14 protein-coding genes and 1 riboswitch are annotated in these 14,791 nt (G+C 75.9%); of the genes, 1 reads left to right on the plus strand and 13 read right to left on the minus strand.

Annotated elements, in window-relative coordinates; genetic code table 11:
* Positions 1 to 207: 207 nt before the first annotated feature.
* Positions 208 to 504 carry a hypothetical protein gene (locus tag NL142_RS04960; protein WP_435081201.1) on the plus strand — a complete coding sequence of 99 codons (297 nt, stop codon included), beginning with the start codon at positions 208 to 210 and terminating at the stop codon, positions 502 to 504.
* Here NL142_RS04960 and NL142_RS04965 read toward each other — a convergent pair.
* From NL142_RS04965 to NL142_RS05025, 13 genes are all read right to left on the minus strand, one after another.
* On the minus strand, positions 501 to 2,294 hold the full coding sequence (locus tag NL142_RS04965) for an ABC transporter permease subunit (RefSeq protein WP_435081202.1): 1,794 nt from the start codon (positions 2,292 to 2,294) through the stop codon (positions 501 to 503). The two genes, NL142_RS04960 and NL142_RS04965, sit on opposite strands and share 4 nt — an antisense overlap.
* The gene (locus NL142_RS04970; protein ID WP_435081203.1) at positions 2,294 to 3,853 is read right to left on the minus strand and encodes an ABC transporter substrate-binding protein; all 1,560 of its coding nucleotides are present in this window, start codon (positions 3,851 to 3,853) and stop codon (positions 2,294 to 2,296) included. The genes NL142_RS04965 and NL142_RS04970 overlap by 1 nt, the downstream gene beginning before the upstream one ends.
* On the minus strand, positions 3,843 to 5,294 hold the full coding sequence (locus tag NL142_RS04975; RefSeq protein ID WP_435081204.1) for an MFS transporter: 1,452 nt from the start codon (positions 5,292 to 5,294) through the stop codon (positions 3,843 to 3,845). Before NL142_RS04975 ends, NL142_RS04970 begins: the two co-directional genes overlap by 11 nt.
* A complete protein-coding gene (locus tag NL142_RS04980) occupies positions 5,291 to 6,118 on the minus strand; it encodes an ABC transporter ATP-binding protein (protein ID WP_435081205.1) in 828 nt (275 codons plus the stop codon). The genes NL142_RS04975 and NL142_RS04980 overlap by 4 nt, the downstream gene beginning before the upstream one ends.
* Positions 6,115 to 6,975 (minus strand): ATP-binding cassette domain-containing protein, encoded by an 861-nt coding sequence (locus NL142_RS04985; protein ID WP_435081206.1) that lies wholly within the window; start codon positions 6,973 to 6,975, stop codon positions 6,115 to 6,117. The genes NL142_RS04980 and NL142_RS04985 overlap by 4 nt, the downstream gene beginning before the upstream one ends.
* A 101-nt stretch (positions 6,976 to 7,076) precedes the next feature.
* A complete protein-coding gene (gene ribH / locus NL142_RS04990; protein ID WP_119373630.1) occupies positions 7,077 to 7,559 on the minus strand; it encodes a 6,7-dimethyl-8-ribityllumazine synthase in 483 nt (160 codons plus the stop codon).
* Positions 7,556 to 8,890, minus strand: coding sequence for a GTP cyclohydrolase II (gene ribA / locus NL142_RS04995; RefSeq protein WP_435081207.1), 1,335 nt, complete (start codon positions 8,888 to 8,890; stop codon positions 7,556 to 7,558). Before ribA ends, ribH begins: the two co-directional genes overlap by 4 nt.
* A complete protein-coding gene (locus tag NL142_RS05000; protein WP_435081208.1) occupies positions 8,887 to 9,519 on the minus strand; it encodes a riboflavin synthase in 633 nt (210 codons plus the stop codon). Before NL142_RS05000 ends, ribA begins: the two co-directional genes overlap by 4 nt.
* A complete protein-coding gene (gene ribD / locus NL142_RS05005) occupies positions 9,519 to 10,589 on the minus strand; it encodes a bifunctional diaminohydroxyphosphoribosylaminopyrimidine deaminase/5-amino-6-(5-phosphoribosylamino)uracil reductase RibD (RefSeq protein WP_435081209.1) in 1,071 nt (356 codons plus the stop codon). Before ribD ends, NL142_RS05000 begins: the two co-directional genes overlap by 1 nt.
* A gap of 70 nt (positions 10,590 to 10,659) precedes the next feature.
* A riboswitch (FMN riboswitch) is annotated at positions 10,660 to 10,804 on the minus strand.
* A 65-nt stretch (positions 10,805 to 10,869) separates the two neighbouring features.
* Entirely contained in the window at positions 10,870 to 11,634 is a 765-nt protein-coding gene (locus NL142_RS05010; RefSeq protein ID WP_435081210.1) for an HAD family hydrolase, read from the minus strand.
* Positions 11,631 to 12,644 (minus strand): tryptophan--tRNA ligase, encoded by a 1,014-nt coding sequence (trpS, locus tag NL142_RS05015; RefSeq protein ID WP_435081211.1) that lies wholly within the window; start codon positions 12,642 to 12,644, stop codon positions 11,631 to 11,633. Before trpS ends, NL142_RS05010 begins: the two co-directional genes overlap by 4 nt.
* A 90-nt stretch (positions 12,645 to 12,734) precedes the next feature.
* On the minus strand, positions 12,735 to 13,580 hold the full coding sequence (locus NL142_RS05020) for an exodeoxyribonuclease III (RefSeq protein ID WP_435081212.1): 846 nt from the start codon (positions 13,578 to 13,580) through the stop codon (positions 12,735 to 12,737).
* A 10-nt stretch (positions 13,581 to 13,590) separates the two neighbouring features.
* The gene (locus tag NL142_RS05025) at positions 13,591 to 14,700 is read right to left on the minus strand and encodes a YihY/virulence factor BrkB family protein (protein WP_435081213.1); all 1,110 of its coding nucleotides are present in this window, start codon (positions 14,698 to 14,700) and stop codon (positions 13,591 to 13,593) included.
* Positions 14,701 to 14,791: the final 91 nt, after the last annotated feature.

The raw sequence follows: 14,791 nt of genomic DNA on the forward strand, positions 1-14,791 counted from the left end.
CGGCTTTCGGCTGGTGCGGCGTGAGCGGCAGGGGCGCGCGGATGGGGCGGGCGCGCCGGTCGGGCGCGGGCGCCGGGTGCGGCGGAGTCGAGGGGGCCACTCGTGATGGCCGAGCTGAGTTTACGCCCCTGGGGAGATGCTGTGCGCGCGGTCGGTAGGTTGGGACGGCCGGCGGAACCCGCGATGCCGCCCACCACGAGGAGCCCCATGGAGCACGAGACCGGCCGCGCCGTCCTGCCCGGGCTCGCCCAGATCTGCGGTGCGGGCGCGATCGTCGCCGTCGCGACCGGCTTCTGGTACCTGGCGATCCCGTGCGTCGCGGTCGTGGTGCTCGCCGTGCTGCAGCTGCGTCGCTGGACGCACCAGGAGCTCGAGGAGCGCGCCCGGCTCGCCGAGGAGCCCACCGAGGAGGATCAGGCGGAGGCGCTCAGGTGGGATGCGGACGGCGGCATCGCCCTCGACCCGCTGCCGTCGGAGGAGCCGGGGCCGGACGAGCGGCGCTAGCCCCCGGGGGCCATCGCGGGCGCGTCGGCCGGGCGCGCGTCCGCGGCGGATGCGCTCCGCCGCCGCACGAATCCCGTCAGGTCGTGCGCCGACAGCGACACCGCGATCACCGCGGCGAGCACGAGCGCGAGCGCGGGGGCGGCGACCGCCCACGGCGCGCGCTCCGCGTAGGCGCTGCCCTCGCTGAGGATCAGGCCCCACTCGGGCGTCGGCGGGGCGCTGCCGAGGCCGAGGAAGCCGAGCGCCGCGAGCGTGAGGGCGATGCCGGGGAGCCGCAGCATCGCGTTCCGCACCACGGGGCCGACGACGGCGGGCAGCAGGTGCACCAGCAGGATCCGCGCGCGTCCGACGCCGAGCACCGGCAGGATCCGCACGTGCGGCTGCGCGCGCGCCTCCTGCATCAGAGCCCCGGCGTGCGCGGCGAGCGGCGCCCAGCCGACGGCGGCGACGGCGATGGCCGCGCCCGCGGTCGACGGCCCCTGGATCGCGGCGACCACGATCCCGGCGAGGATCGGCGGGGCCGCGTTCGCGACCTCGACCGGCCCGATCGCCGCGCGCGGCAGGAGCCCGAGCACGAGGCCGATCGCGCAGCACGCGATCACCACGAGGAGCGCCGTGCCGAGCGTCGTGACGGCGCCGTGGCCGACCCGGCCGAGGAGGTCCCGGCCGCTCGCGTCGGCACCGAAGGGGAGCGCCCACGAGGGCGGCGCGAGGCGGCCCGCGGTGGTGGCGAGGGGATCCCGCGCGAGACCCGCCACGACGATGAGCCCGAGGAGACAGGCCGCGACGGCGGGCACGGCGGCGTCGCGCGGTCGGGCGGGGACGCGCGCGTCGGGCACGGGCAGCGATCCCAGGCGGAGGGCGGGGCCGAGGAGCGCGCGACGGGCGAGATCCGCGAGCGCGCCGGCGGCGACGGCGACCGCGAGGAGCGCGAGCACGCCCGCCTGCAGCGCCGGCACGTCCTGGCTGCTGGCCGCGCCCAGGGTCGCGCGGCCGATGCCGGGGATCGCGAACACCTGCTCGACCGCGACCGCGCCGCCCGTGAGGCCGACGAGCACGAGCCCGACCTGCCCGAGCACCGACGGCAGCGCGCGGCGCAGCACCGCGAGGGTCGTGCGCGCGGGCGGCAGGCCGGCCATCGCCCACGTGGCGACCCAGCGCTCGGCCGACGCGGACCGGATCGCGTCGGCGAGGAGGCGCCCGATGAGCCCGCCCGCGGGGATCCCGAGGGCGAGCGCGGGGAGCGCGGCGTTCGCCGGCCCGTCCCAGCCGGACGGCGGCGCCCAGCGCAGCCAGACGGCGACCACCACGAGGAGCGCGGTCGCGAGCAGGAACTCGGGGAGCGCGGTGAGGGCGGCGGCCAGGGCACCGGATCCGCGGGCCAGGCGCCCGCGCGTCGCGTCGCGGAGGGCGGGCGCGCAGAGGAGCGCCGCGACCGCCACGGCGACCGCGATCGCGAACGCCATCAGCGTGAGGGAGACGCCGAGCGCGTCGAGGGTGCCGGGAAGGACCGGGCGGCCGGAGATCCACGACGTGCCGAGGTCGCCGCGGAGGACGCCCGCGAGCCAGTCGGACGACACGGCGAGCGGCCCGCGGTCGAGGCCGAGCTGCGCGCGCACCGCCGCGAGCGCCTCCGGGGTGGCCTCGAGGTCGGCGTAGCGCGCGCGGAGGATCGTGTACTCGGGCGAGCGGCCGGAGAGCCACGGCAGCGCGCCGACGAGCGCCACGACGCCGCCGATCGCGACGACGCGGGACGCCCCGACGACGAGCCCGTCGCGCGCGCGGCCCATCAGCGCTCGACGCGCGTGTCGACGGTGATGAGCGCGCGCTCGCGGGGATCGCGCACTGCGCCCGTGACCCCGGCGGCCTCGCCCTGGATCACGCGCTCGTGCAGGAGCGGCACCGCGGCGTCGTCGGCGAGCACGAGGGCCTCGACCCGCATGATCGCGGCACGGCGCTCGGGCCCGGCCGGCAGCGCGGACGCCTCGGCGAGGGCCTGGTCGACCGCGGGGTCGCACTCCTGCGAGATGTTGAACGAGCCCTGGCACGCGAAGTCGCTGTAGAGGTAGGCGGCCGGATCCCCGGAGTCGAGCACGGTCGCGCGCGACAGGATGAAGGCGTCGAACTTCCCCGCGAGCGCGTCGGCCTCGATGTACTGGTACTCGCGGACGTCCTGGGTCACGTCGAAGCCGGCGGCCTCGAGCTGCTGCTCGAGCTGCACGGCCACCTCGGGGAGCTCGGCGCGGTCGGTGAAGGTGCCCAGGGTGATCGGCACGCCGTCGACCCGAGCGGGTGTCGCGCGACCGGCGAGCGCGTCGCGGTAGGAGGCGCCGTCGCGGAGGTCGGCGGCCCAGGGCAGCGCGGGTCCGAGGAGCCCGGTGGCCGCGTCGGCCCGGCCCTCGTAGACGCCGGAGACGAGCGCGGCGCGGTCGACCGCGGCCTGGGCGGCGGCGCGGACGGCGGGATCCGCGAAGGGCCCGGTCCGCGTGTTGAGGTACAGCGTGTTGGTGCGCGGCATCGCGACCTCGTGCAGGAGCTGCGGATCCACCTGCGCGGCCTGGCCCACGGGGATCGCCTCGACCACGTCGGCCGTGCCGGTGCGGAGGGCGGCGGCGCGCGCGGTGCCGTCGGGCACGAAGCGCACGTCGATCCCGGCGGACGCGGCGCGCCCGCCCCAGTAGCCGTCGAACCTGTCGAGCGTGGCGGAGGACGTGCCGTCGACCGCGGTGAGGCGGAACGGTCCCGTGCCCGTGCCGACGGGGGAGACCGTGCCGTCGGCGCCGTACGCGGAGGCGGCGAGGATCGCGAGCTGCGGGCTCGACATGCGCTGCGGCACGAGCGGGTCGGGCGTCGCCGTGCGCACGAGGACGCGGTCGCCGTCGGCGGTGGCCGTGAGGTCGACGCCGTCGAGGATCCGCGGCTTCGGGCTCGCGGTCGCCGCGGCGGTGAGCGAGGCGGCGGCCTGCGCGGCCGTGAGGGTCGTGCCGTCGTGGAAGGGCACGTCGGGGCGGATGTCGAAGGCCCAGGTCAGGTCGTCGACGCGGGTCCAGCCGGTCGCGAGCTGCGGCTGCGCGTCGCCGAGGTCGTCGAGCGTCACGAGCGTCTCGGCCGTGCTCCAGCGCGCGAGCTTGAAGGCGTCGTCGCTGAGGGGCGTGAGGCCGGAGCGCGGCGGCTGCAGCATGGCGAGGCGGATGCGGGCGTCGCCATCCTGCCCGCCTCCCGAGGTGGACCCCGGGCTCGCGGCGAAGCAGCCGCTGAGGGCGAGCATCGACGCGGCGGCGAGGGCGATGAGGGCGGCGGAGCGGGCCGCGCGGGTGGGACGGGCGGAGCGGGGGCGTCTAGCGGGCATGGGGTCCTGTCTCGGGGATGCGCGGGGCATCGACGGCGATGCGCGGGGCATCGGAGGTGGTGGTCGGGGGAGCGGGCGTGGCTCGTGGGGACGCGGCGCGGCCGGCTGCGTGCGCGTCGTGCGCGGCGTGCGCTTCGAGAGAGGGCACGGGCGCGGGCAGCAGCCGGGGCAGGCCGACGGCCGCCGCGACGGGCAGCACGGCGAGGATCCCCCAGGCGACAGCTGGCGCCGCGTCGAGCAGGGATCCGACCACGCCGCCGGCGACGAGCACGGCCACGCCGCCGCAGCTCGCGAGCAGCCCGTAGAACGACGCGGTCGGGCGGCCGGCGGCGAAGGACGAGACGAGCTCCATGGTCACGGGGCCCGCGGTCATGTGCCCGAGCGTGAGGCAGACGACGAGGACCGCGGCGGGCACGAGCTCGGCACCCGCGGGCGGCGGCACGACGGACGCGAGCGCGAGCGCCGCGAAGCCCGTCGCGGTGGTGCCGAAGCCGAGCGCGAGCGCGCGACCGGGGCCGAGCCGCTTCGCGAGGAGGGCGACGGGCCACTGCAGCGCGATCGTGAGCAGCGAGACGGCGAGGAACGCGGATCCGACCGCCGCAGTCCCGGCGCCTGCGCGCGTGAGCTCGAGCGGCAGCCCCAGGTAGAGCTGGTTGTAGGCCACGAGGTCGACGGCGAAGAGGGCGGAGAACGCGAGGAAGCGGCGGTCGCGGACGGCGGCCCAGCGGTCGGCGACGGGGGCGGGGGCGGCGGCCCAGCGGGCGGCGGCGGCAGCACCGGCGACGGGCGCGGATCCCGGGCGCGACTCCCCGGGCGACGCCGCGACGGCCCGCCCCGCGTCCGCCGGGATCACGCACCACAGCGCGACGCCCACGGCCGCGAACAGCGCCGCGCCCACGAGCACGGTCGCCGAGAATCCCAGACCGAGCAGGGCGGCGCCCGCGAGCGGACCGACGGCCGCGCCGACCTCGCCCACCAGCACGAGCGCGGCGAACAGCGACGGGCGGCCGGGCCGACGCGTGGCGCGGCCCCTCGCGTCGGCGGCCGCGACCAGGCTCTGCAGCGCCGGGCTGAACAGCGCGCCGCCGAGCCCCGTCAGGATCGCGCCGGCGAGGAAGCCGGCGAGGTCCGCGGCCAGCGCGAGCCCCAGGTAGCCGGACACGCGCACGACGCAGCCCGCGGCGATGAGGGTGCGCGGGCCGAAGCGGTCGGCGAGCATCCCGCCGAGCAGGAACAGGCCCTGCTGGCTGAAGGTGCGGGCGCCGAGCACCAGGCCGATCGCGAGGGCACCGAGCCCGAGGTCGTCGCGCATCACGACGGCGAGGAACGGGACGACCGCGTAGAAGCCGAGGTTGAACACGAGCTGGCTGGAGAGGAGGACGGCGGCGTGGGGCGCGGCGGTGCCCGGGCCCGCGGGTCCTGACGGGTGGGACGCGGTCATGCGGTGAGCGCTCCTGGCAGCCGCGGCACGGCGTCGGCGAGCTCGCGCGTGGCCGGATGCGCGGGGTCGGCGAGCAGGCGCCCGGTCGGCCCCTCCTCCACGATCCGCCCGCCCGCGAGCACGACGCTGCGCCCGCAGAGCCGCGCGACGGCGTCGAGGTCGTGCGACACGAGCACGAGCCCCAGGCCGCGCTCGCGCACGAGGTCGCCGAGCAGCTCGATGATCCGGTCGCGCAGCGGCAGGTCCACCCCGCTCACGGGCTCGTCGGCGAGGAGGATCCCCGGGGAGGTCGCGATGGCCCGGGCGAGCGCCACGCGTTGCGCCTGCCCGCCGGACAGCTCGCGGGGCCGCCGGTCGGCGAGGGAGGCGGCGAGGCCGACGTCGTCGAGGGCGCGGGCGACGATCGTGGCGTGGTCGCCCGGCACGTCGAGGCGGCGGAGCGGCTCGCGGATGAGCTGCCGCACGGTCATGCGCGGCTCGAGGCTCGCGCCCGGATCCTGCGGCACGGCCTGCACGCGCCGCCGGTACCAGCGCAGGGCGGATGCGCGGCAGGGTGCGACCGCGCGCTCGCCGAGCGCCACGCGGCCCGCGGTCGGGGCCTCGAGGGCGAGCAGCACGCGCAGCAGGGTCGACTTGCCGGATCCCGAGCGGCCCACGATCCCGACCGTCTCGCCGGGCGCGATGCGGAAGGTCACGTCGTCGAGCGCGGGCGCCGGGCCGGGGGCACCGGACGCGCGGGCGGTGCGGGCCATGCGCCGCGCGGCGGGGTCGCGGCGCGGCGGGTACCGGTGCGTGATCCCGGTGGCGCCGAGCGCGTCGGTCATCGGGCCGCCACCGCGCCGAGCGGGGCCGATGCGGAGGCCGTCGCCGCGACGCGATCCGCGGATCCGCCGCCCGCCCGCCGCGACGCCGCCGCCACGAGCGCCCGGCTGTACGCGTGCCGCGGCCGCCGCACGAGCTCGCGCATCGACCCGGCCTCGACCACGCGGCCGGCCTCGAGCACGACGACCCGGTCGCACAGCGCCGCGGCGACAGCGAGGTCGTGCGTGATGAAGAGGAGCGCCTGGCCGGTCGCGTCGAGGCGGCGGCGGATCACGTCGACCACGCGCGCCTGCGTCACGACGTCGAGCGCGGTCGTCGGCTCGTCGGCCAACAGGAGATCGGCGCGGCAGAGGAGCGCGAGAGCGAGGCAGACGCGCTGCCGCTGGCCACCCGACAGCTCGGCGGCGAAGGCGGGGAGCGTGCCGTCGGGATCCTGGATGCCCACCTCGGCGAGCAGGTGCCGCACCTCGCGCCGCGCGTCCGACCGGGTGAGGAGCCCGCCGTCGGCGGCGGATCCGCGGGCCCGGCTCGCGCGCAGCGCCGCGACCAGCTGCGCGCCCACCGTGACGAGGGGGTTCAGCGCCGCGAGCGAGTCCTGCTGCACGGCGGCGACGCGGCCGAGGCGCTGGCGTGGCGCGGCCGGCCCGACGGCGCCGCCGCCGAGCTCCACGACGCCGTGCATGCGCGATCCGGGCGGCAGCGTCCCGAGCACGGCCTGCGCGGTGAGCGACTTGCCCGATCCGGACGCGCCCACGAGCGCGACCCGCTCGCCCGCCCCGACCCGCAGGTCGACGTCGTGCACGAGCGGCACGCGGTCGATCGCGATGGACAGTGAGCGGACGTCGAGGGCGGGATGCACCGGGCCCCCGTCCGTCCGCGCCGGGTGCCGGGCGGTCCGGCGGCGCTCCCGACGACCTTACTGATACCCGTTCTCGATATCAAAACCGAGCGGCCGGCAGGTCAGGCCCCGCGGATCCCCTTCAGCAGCAGCGCCGTCGTCACCGCGGCCTCGGCCGCCTCGGCGCCCTTGTCCTCCTTCGACCCCGGGAGCCCCGCGCGGTCGATGCCCTGCTGCTCGTCGTCGAGCGTGAGCAGCCCGAAGCCGATCGGCTTGCCCGCGAGCAGCGACGCCTGCGTGAGGCCGGAGGTCGCGGCGTCGGACACGTACTCGAAGTGCGGCGTGCCGCCGCGGATGATCACGCCGAGCGCGACGACCGCGTCGGCCCCCGCGTCGAGCGCCGCGCGCGCGACCACGGGCAGCTCGAAGCTGCCGGGCACGCGGATCACCGTGGTGGTCACGCCCGCCGCGTCGAGCACGCGCTGCGCGCCCGCGAGGAGGCCCGCGCTGATCTCGTCGTGCCAGCGTCCGGCGACGACCGTGACCCGGAGGCCGCTCCCGTCGAGCGCGGTGGGGTCGATCTCGGGTGCTCCGTGTCCGCTCATGCGGTCTCCTCCTGGGGTGATGCGGTCGTGGTGGTCAGGCCGTCGGGCGCCTCGGCGTCGGGGTAGGCGTCGGGTCCGATGTGCATGTCGGTGTCGAGCACCATGCGGTGCCCCATGCGGTCGCGCTTGGTCTCGAGGTAGCCCGCGTTCACGTCGTTGACGCCGACGACGAGCGGCACGCGCTCGGTCACCTCCACGCCGTGCGCCTCGAGCTGCCGTACCTTCTCGGGGTTGTTCGTGAGCAGGCGCACGTCCTCGATCCCCATCTCCTGCAGGATCGCCGACGCCGCGCCGTAGTCGCGCGCGTCCGCCGGGAGGCCGAGGGCGACGTTCGCGTCGAGCGTGTCGAAGCCGTCCTCCTGCAGCCGGTACGCGCGCAGCTTGTTGATGAGGCCGATCCCGCGCCCCTCGTGCCCGCGCAGGTAGACGACCACGCCGCCGTCGCGCTGGATCTCGTCGAGCGCGGCGTCGAGCTGCGGCCCGCACTCGCACTTGAGGGATCCGAGCGCCTCGCCCGTCAGGCACTCCGAGTGCACGCGCACGAGCGTCCCGTGCGCGCGCGGCTCGCCCGCGACGATCGCGACGTGGTCGGCGCCCGTCGTGCGGTCGCGGTAGGCGCGCAGCTTCACGGAGCCGTGCGTGGTGGGGACGGTGGTCTCGACCTCGAAGATCACGCGCGACGCCTCGGGGATCGCGACGGCGGGCTCGAGCGGCCGGTCGCAGTGGAACTCCTCGAGGTGCGCCTTCAGCGCCTCGATCGTGACGACCAGCACGCCTTCACGCTCGCCGAGGGCGAGGAGGCCGGGGAGGCGCATCATCTCGCCGTCGTCCTGCACGATCTCGCTGATCGCGCCGACGGGCGTGAGGCCCGCGAGCGTGAGCAGGTCGACCGCGGCCTCGGTGTGGCCGTCCCGCTCGCGCACGCCGCCGTCGACCGCGCGCAGCGGCAGGATGTGGCCGGGCCGGTGCAGGCTCGTCGGCACGCTGCCGAGGTCGGCGAGCACGCGCAGGGTGTGCGCGCGGTCGGAGGCGCTGATGCCCGTGGAGAGCCGGTCGGCGGCGTCGACGGAGACCGTGTACGCGGTGCCGCGCGGATCCCGGTTGTCGGCCACCATGAGCGGCAGCTCCAGCCGGTCGGCGATCTCGTTGGTCATGGGCGCGCAGATGAAGCCCGACGAGTGCTTCACGAGCCAGGCGATCCACTCGGGCGAGGCGGACTCGGCGGCGAGCAGCACGTCGCCCTCGTTCTCGCGGCCCTCGTCGTCGACGACGATCACGGGGCGGCCGGCGCGCAGCTCCTGCAGCGCTGCGGGGATGTCGGCGAGGCTCACGAGCGATCCTCCGACCGAGCGTCGAGCGCGAGCATCCGCTGCACGTGCCGTGCGAGCACGTCGGTCTCCAGGTTGACCTCGTCGCCGAGCTCGAGCGCGCCGAGCGTCGTCGCCGTGAGCGTCTCCGGGATGAGCGACACCTCGAACCAGGCGTCGGCAACGGGGGTGTCGGTGGGGCTGACCGCGCTCACGGTGAGGCTCACGCCCTGCACCGTGATGGATCCGCGGTCGACCACGAGCGGCGCGAGGTCGGCAGGCAGCGAGAAGCGGAGGATCCGCCACGCCTCGCCCGGCGTGGTCGCGAGCAGGCGCCCGGTGCCGTCGACGTGGCCCTGCACGATGTGGCCGCCGAGCCGGTCGCCCACGCGCGCGGCGCGCTCCAGGTTCACGCGGTCGCCCACGCCGAGGCGTCCGAGCGAGCTCATCACGAGCGTCTGCCGCATGACGTCGGCGGTGAAGCCCTCGGGCGTCTGCGCGACGACCGTGAGGCACACGCCGTCGACGCTGATGGAGTCGCCGTGCCGGGCGTCGGACACCGCGAGCGGCGCCTCCACCGTGATCCGGGCGGAGTCGCCCTCGGCGTCGAGCGCGAGGACGCGTCCGCGCTCCTCGATGATCCCTGTGAACATCACTGGCCTTCCGTGGTGGGTCGCGCGGTCACGAGGATGTCGTCCCCGAGCCGCGTCGTGCTGATGAGGGTGAGTCGGTGGGCGGCCGGCATGCTCGGCACGCCGAGGTCGCCGGTCGCGGTGCGCGGGCCGCCGAGGAGCACGGGCGCGAGGTAGGCGACCACCTCGTCCACGAGCCCTGCGGCGACGAGCGCGGAGACGATCGTGGGGCCGCCCTCCACGAACACGTGGCGGATCCCCAGGCGGCCGAGCTCCGCGAGCGCTTCCGCCGGGTCGTGGCCCCCGATGCGGATCAGCCGGCGCGGGTGCCGGTGCACGGCCGCGTCGTCGGGGATCGCGCGGTCGCCGAGCACGACGGGCGCGGGCTGGTGCGGGTACGGGATCCCGTCGGGCCGGCGGGCCGTGAGAGCGGGGTCATCCGCGAGCACGGTGCCCGTGCCCACGAGGATCGCGTCGGCCTCGGCGCGGCGGCGGTGCACGTCCTGCCGGGCGGCGGGCCCGGTGATCCAGCGGCTCGTGCCGTCCGCGGCGGCGATGCGGCCGTCGAGGCTGGAGGCCCACTTCGCCGTGACGAACGGGCGACCGAGCCGGGCGGATCCGAGCCACGCGCGCAGGAACGCGGCGGCCTCGTCTGCGAGCACGCCGTCGGTGACCTCGATGCCCGCGGCGCGCAGGCGGGCCGCGCCGCCCGAGGACTCGGCGCCCGGGTCGGCGACCGCGTACGCGACGCGTGCGACCCCGGCCTCGACCAGCGCGTCGGCGCACGGCCCGGTGCGGCCGGTGTGGTTGCAGGGTTCGAGCGTGACGACCGCGGTGGATCCGCGTGCCCCGCCCGCGGGCAGCTGCCGCAGCGCGTCGACCTCGGCGTGCGCGGATCCGGCGCCGCGGTGGCGGCCCTCGGCGATGACGCGGCCGTCGGCGTCGAGGATCACGCAGCCGACGCGCGGGTTCGGGCCCCACGCGGGACCCTCGGCGGCGAGCTCGAGGCCGCGGCGCATCGCGCGCTCGAGCGCGGGTGCGTCGGCCGCGTGCTGGCCGGCCGCGTGCGGTGCCGTCGGGTCGTCGTGCATGGTGTCCTCGTCCGTGGACGGACTCCGGGCGCGGTCGACGAGACCTCGACGCCGGCAGGCTCGCCGACGCCGCGTGCGCCTCCCATCCGGACTCTAACCGTCGGTCCCGGATTCCCACCGGATCGGCGGACGAGGCTCCCGGGGACCCGGTCGCGCATCGTCCGTTCGCGGACTGTCACCGCCGGCTCGGATTTCCACCGACCCCGGAGCACGTGTATGCGTCGAGATTAGCCCACGCGGCTGCGGGGCCGGGGTCCGTGACGCTCCGCGACCTACGCCGTCAGCGGACGCCGACGAGGTCCACGGCGTCGGCGAGGTCGGCGAGCGCGGTTATCCGCACGACGCCGGCCGGCAGGGGCGCGTCCGCGTCGCCGAGGGCGTCGAACCAGATGCCGCCGGCGAGGCCCGCGTCGACCGCGCCGAGCGCGTCGGTGCGCAGCCGGTCGCCCACCATCACGGCGTCGGCCGGATCCACTCCGGCCTCCTGGCACGCGAGCAGGAAGATGCGCGGGTCGGGCTTCGTGAAGCCCAGGTCGCCCGAGCAGACGACGGGGGAGAGGCGGTCGGTGAGCCCCGCCGCGGCGATCTTCGGCTCCTGCTGGCTGCGCTCGCCGTTCGTCACGACACCGAAGCGCACGCCCGGGTGCCGGCGCGCGATCTCGTCTAGCGCCTCCACGGCACCGGGCAGCGCGCGCCACGACGCCTCGTACCCGGCGAGGTAGCCGCCGAACCAGGCGTCCGTCGCGGCGTCGTCCTCCGCGAGCCCGGCGGCGAGGTCAGCGGCGTCGGCGGATTCCCACGCGGCCAGGAACCCGCGCACGCGCGCCCGCCGCTGGCCCTGGTAGTCGAGCTCGCCCGCGAGGTAGCGGTGGTAGTGCTCCTCCTCGAGCGCGACCCACAGCGCGACGGCCCGGTCGCGCTCGCCGGCGTCGGCGGCGTCGAGGTGCCCGCGCGCGGCGAGGTGCGCGGTGATCCCGTCGGCCACGGCTCCGCGGTGGTCCACCAGCGTGTCGTCGAGGTCGAGGAGGACCAGCCGGAGGGTCATCGGCCGGCGCGCCGCACGAGTCCGACGGCGTCGTAGACGCGCGCCAGCATGGCGTCGGCCCGCTCCTCGGCGCGCGCGGCGTTGCCGGCGAGCACGCGGTCGAGCTCGGCCGGGTCGTCCAGCAGCTCGAGCGTCCGCGCGCGGATCGGCTCGAAGACGCCCGTGACGGTCTCGGCCACGTCCTTCTTCAGGTCGCCGTAGCCGCGGCCCGCGTAGCGGTCCTCGAGAGCACCAACGGCCGTCCCCTCGAAGGCCGACAGGATCGTCAGCAGGTTCGAGACGCCGGGCTTCTCGCCGCGGTCGAAGCGGATCTCGCGGTCCGTGTCCGTGACGGCCGAGCGGATCTTCTTGGCCGTCTTCGCGGGCTCGTCCAGCAGCCACACCACCCCCGCGTCCGAAGCGGAGGACTTGCTCATCTTCGACGTCGGGTCCTGCAGGTCGTAGATGCGCGCCGTGTCCTTCTGGATCATCGGCTCCGGGATCCGGAACACCTCACCGAAGCGCGAGTTGAAGCGCTTCGCGAGGTCGCGCGTGAGCTCCACGTGCTGCTTCTGGTCGTCGCCGACGGGCACGACCTCGGAGCCGTACAGCAGGATGTCGGCCGCCATGAGCGTCGGGTACGCGAACAGGCCGAGCGTCGTCGCGTCGGCGCCCTGCTTCTGCGACTTGTCCTTGAACTGCGTCATGCGGCTGGCCTCGCCGAACCCGGTGAGCGTGTTGAGGATCCACGCGAGCTCGGTGTGCGCCGGCACGTGCGACTGCACGAACAGCGTGGAGACGGCCGGGTCGATGCCCGCGGCGATGTACTGCGCGGCGGTGCGCCGGGTGCTCGCGCGGAGCGCCGCGGGGTCCTGCGGCACGGTGATGGCGTGCAGGTCGACGACGCAGAACACGGCGTCGTGCGTGGTCTGCAGCTCCTTCCACTGCAGGAGCGCGCCGATGTAGTTGCCGATCTGCAGCGAGTCGGCGGACGGCTGCATGCCGGAGAAGAGGACGGGACGTGCGGTCATGGCGATGCCTTCGTGAGGGGAGCGCGGGGCGCTCGCGGGGCGCCGGTGCGGCGCGGAGGGGGAGGGGAGAGGGGCGGTGCGGGCGACGGGTCAGATCGCGTAGTCGACGACCACGGGCGTGTGGTCCGACCATCGCTGGTCGTACGCCTCGGCGCGGTCGACCGCGTAGCCCGTGACCTTCTCGGCGAGGGCCGGGGTCGCGAGCTGGTAGTCGATGCGCCAGCCCGTGTCGTTGTCGAACGCCTTGCCGCGCCAGCTCCACCACGTGTACGGGCCGTCGACCTCGCCGGCCTGCTGGCGGCCGACGTCGACCCAGCCGAGGCCGGGGCCGGTGGATCCGTCGACTCCCTCGACATCCTCGCCGCGCGCGCCGAGGATCCGGTCGAGGTAGGCGCGCTCGCGCGGCAGGAACCCGGCGCGTTTCACGTTGCCCTTCCAGTTGCGGATGTCGAGCTCGCGGTGCCCGACGTTGAGGTCGCCGACGACGACGGCGAGCTCGGAGTGCTCGGCGATCTCGGGCAGGCGGCGCTCCATCCCGTCGAGGAACTTCCACTTCTCGTCCTGCTTGGGGGTGCCGACCTCGCCGGAGTGCACGTAGGCGCTCACGACCGTGACGATCGTGCCGTCCACGTCGTAGTCGGCCTCGAGCCAGCGGCCCGCGCTGTCGAAGTCCTCCTCGCCGATGGCGACCCGGTGGATCTCCGCGCGGCGGCGGCTCGCGATGGCGACGCCCGCGCGGCCCTTGGCGGTCGCGGCGTCGTGCAGCACGTTCCACTCGGGTCCGAGGAGGCCCTCGATGTCGCTCGTCTCGGCGCGGACCTCCTGGATGGCGAGGATGTCGACGTCGCGCGTGGCGAGCCAATCGCCCATGCCCTTGCGGAACGCGGCCCGGACGCCGTTCGTGTTGATGGACGCGACGCGGAGGTTCGAGGGCATGGAGTCGATCCTAACGGCGGTGCTCTCCCCGCAGCCGGAGCAGGACCCGGGTCAGCCCGCGCGACCCGGCGTAGCGCTCGCGGGCTCGCGCGCGCTCCTCCTCCTCGAGGATCCGCCGGGCCTCGTCGAGCTTCGTGACGCGCTCCTTCTCCAGCTCCTCGGGGCTGAGGCGGCGCGCGTCGATGCCCCGGTCGCGCATGCTGACGGCGATCCACGAGGCGCAGATGAGGATGACCTGGCAGATCAGGTTGAACCAGATCAGGAGGCCGATGATCACCGCGAACGAGGCGAGCAGCGGGTTCCGGCTGGCCCCGCCGAGGAGCGCCGTGCCGAGCACCTTGAGCACGCCCATGGCGACGCCGCCGAGGAGCGCGCCCTGCAGGAGCTGCGGCCGCGGGATCCTGACGCCCGAGAGGATCCGGTAGGCGCCCGCGAGCACGGCCGTGTCGAGCGCCAGCACGAGCGCGAGGCCGACGGTGCGACCGACGACGACGGCGAGCAACGAGTCCTCGCCGACCTGCATGAGCCCGAACACGAACCCGAGGAGCCCGGTGCTCACGACCGAGAGCGCGGCCGAGAGCAGCATCGCGAGGGCGAACACCAGGGCGAGCCCGAGGTCCTTGACCTTGAGGAGCAGGAAGAACGTCGTCGGCGGCGGCAGCTCGAAGATGCGGCGCACCGAGTCGCGCGTGGAGGCGAGCCAGCCGAGCGCGGTGACGAGCAGGCCGATGGACCCCACGATGCCCGCGATGGAGATGGTGCTCGACTTCAGCAGCTCCTGCGGATCCTCGATCACGCCCTCCGGTCCGAAGAGGCCGGGTACCGCGCCCTGGATCAGGCGCAGCAGCGAGTCGAGCAGCATCGGGTTGTCCGCCAGCACGGATCCCGCCACCGAGAAGCCGACCGCGAGCGCCGCGAACACGGCGAACACCGCCTGGTACGACATGCCGGCGGCGAGGATCGGTCCGCCCGCGGCCCCGTAGGCGAGGAACACGCGCACGGGCTTGAGCGCCATGACGCGGGCGAACAGGGCGGGGATGCCGGTGGGCGCGGGCTGCTCCGCGGGAGTCGTGCCGGGAGCGGGGGATGCGGGGCGTCCGCGGCCGTCGGGGGCGGTCATCCCCCGAGGATACGGGCCGCCAGCCCCCTGATAGCGTGGACGGGCCGTTCCGGCAGCCCCACCGGACGCCCATCCCGCGCACGGCGTCCGC

The organism is Clavibacter quasicaliforniensis, assembly GCF_051201715.1.
GTDB classification, from domain to species: Bacteria; Actinomycetota; Actinomycetes; order Actinomycetales; family Microbacteriaceae; genus Clavibacter; species Clavibacter seminis.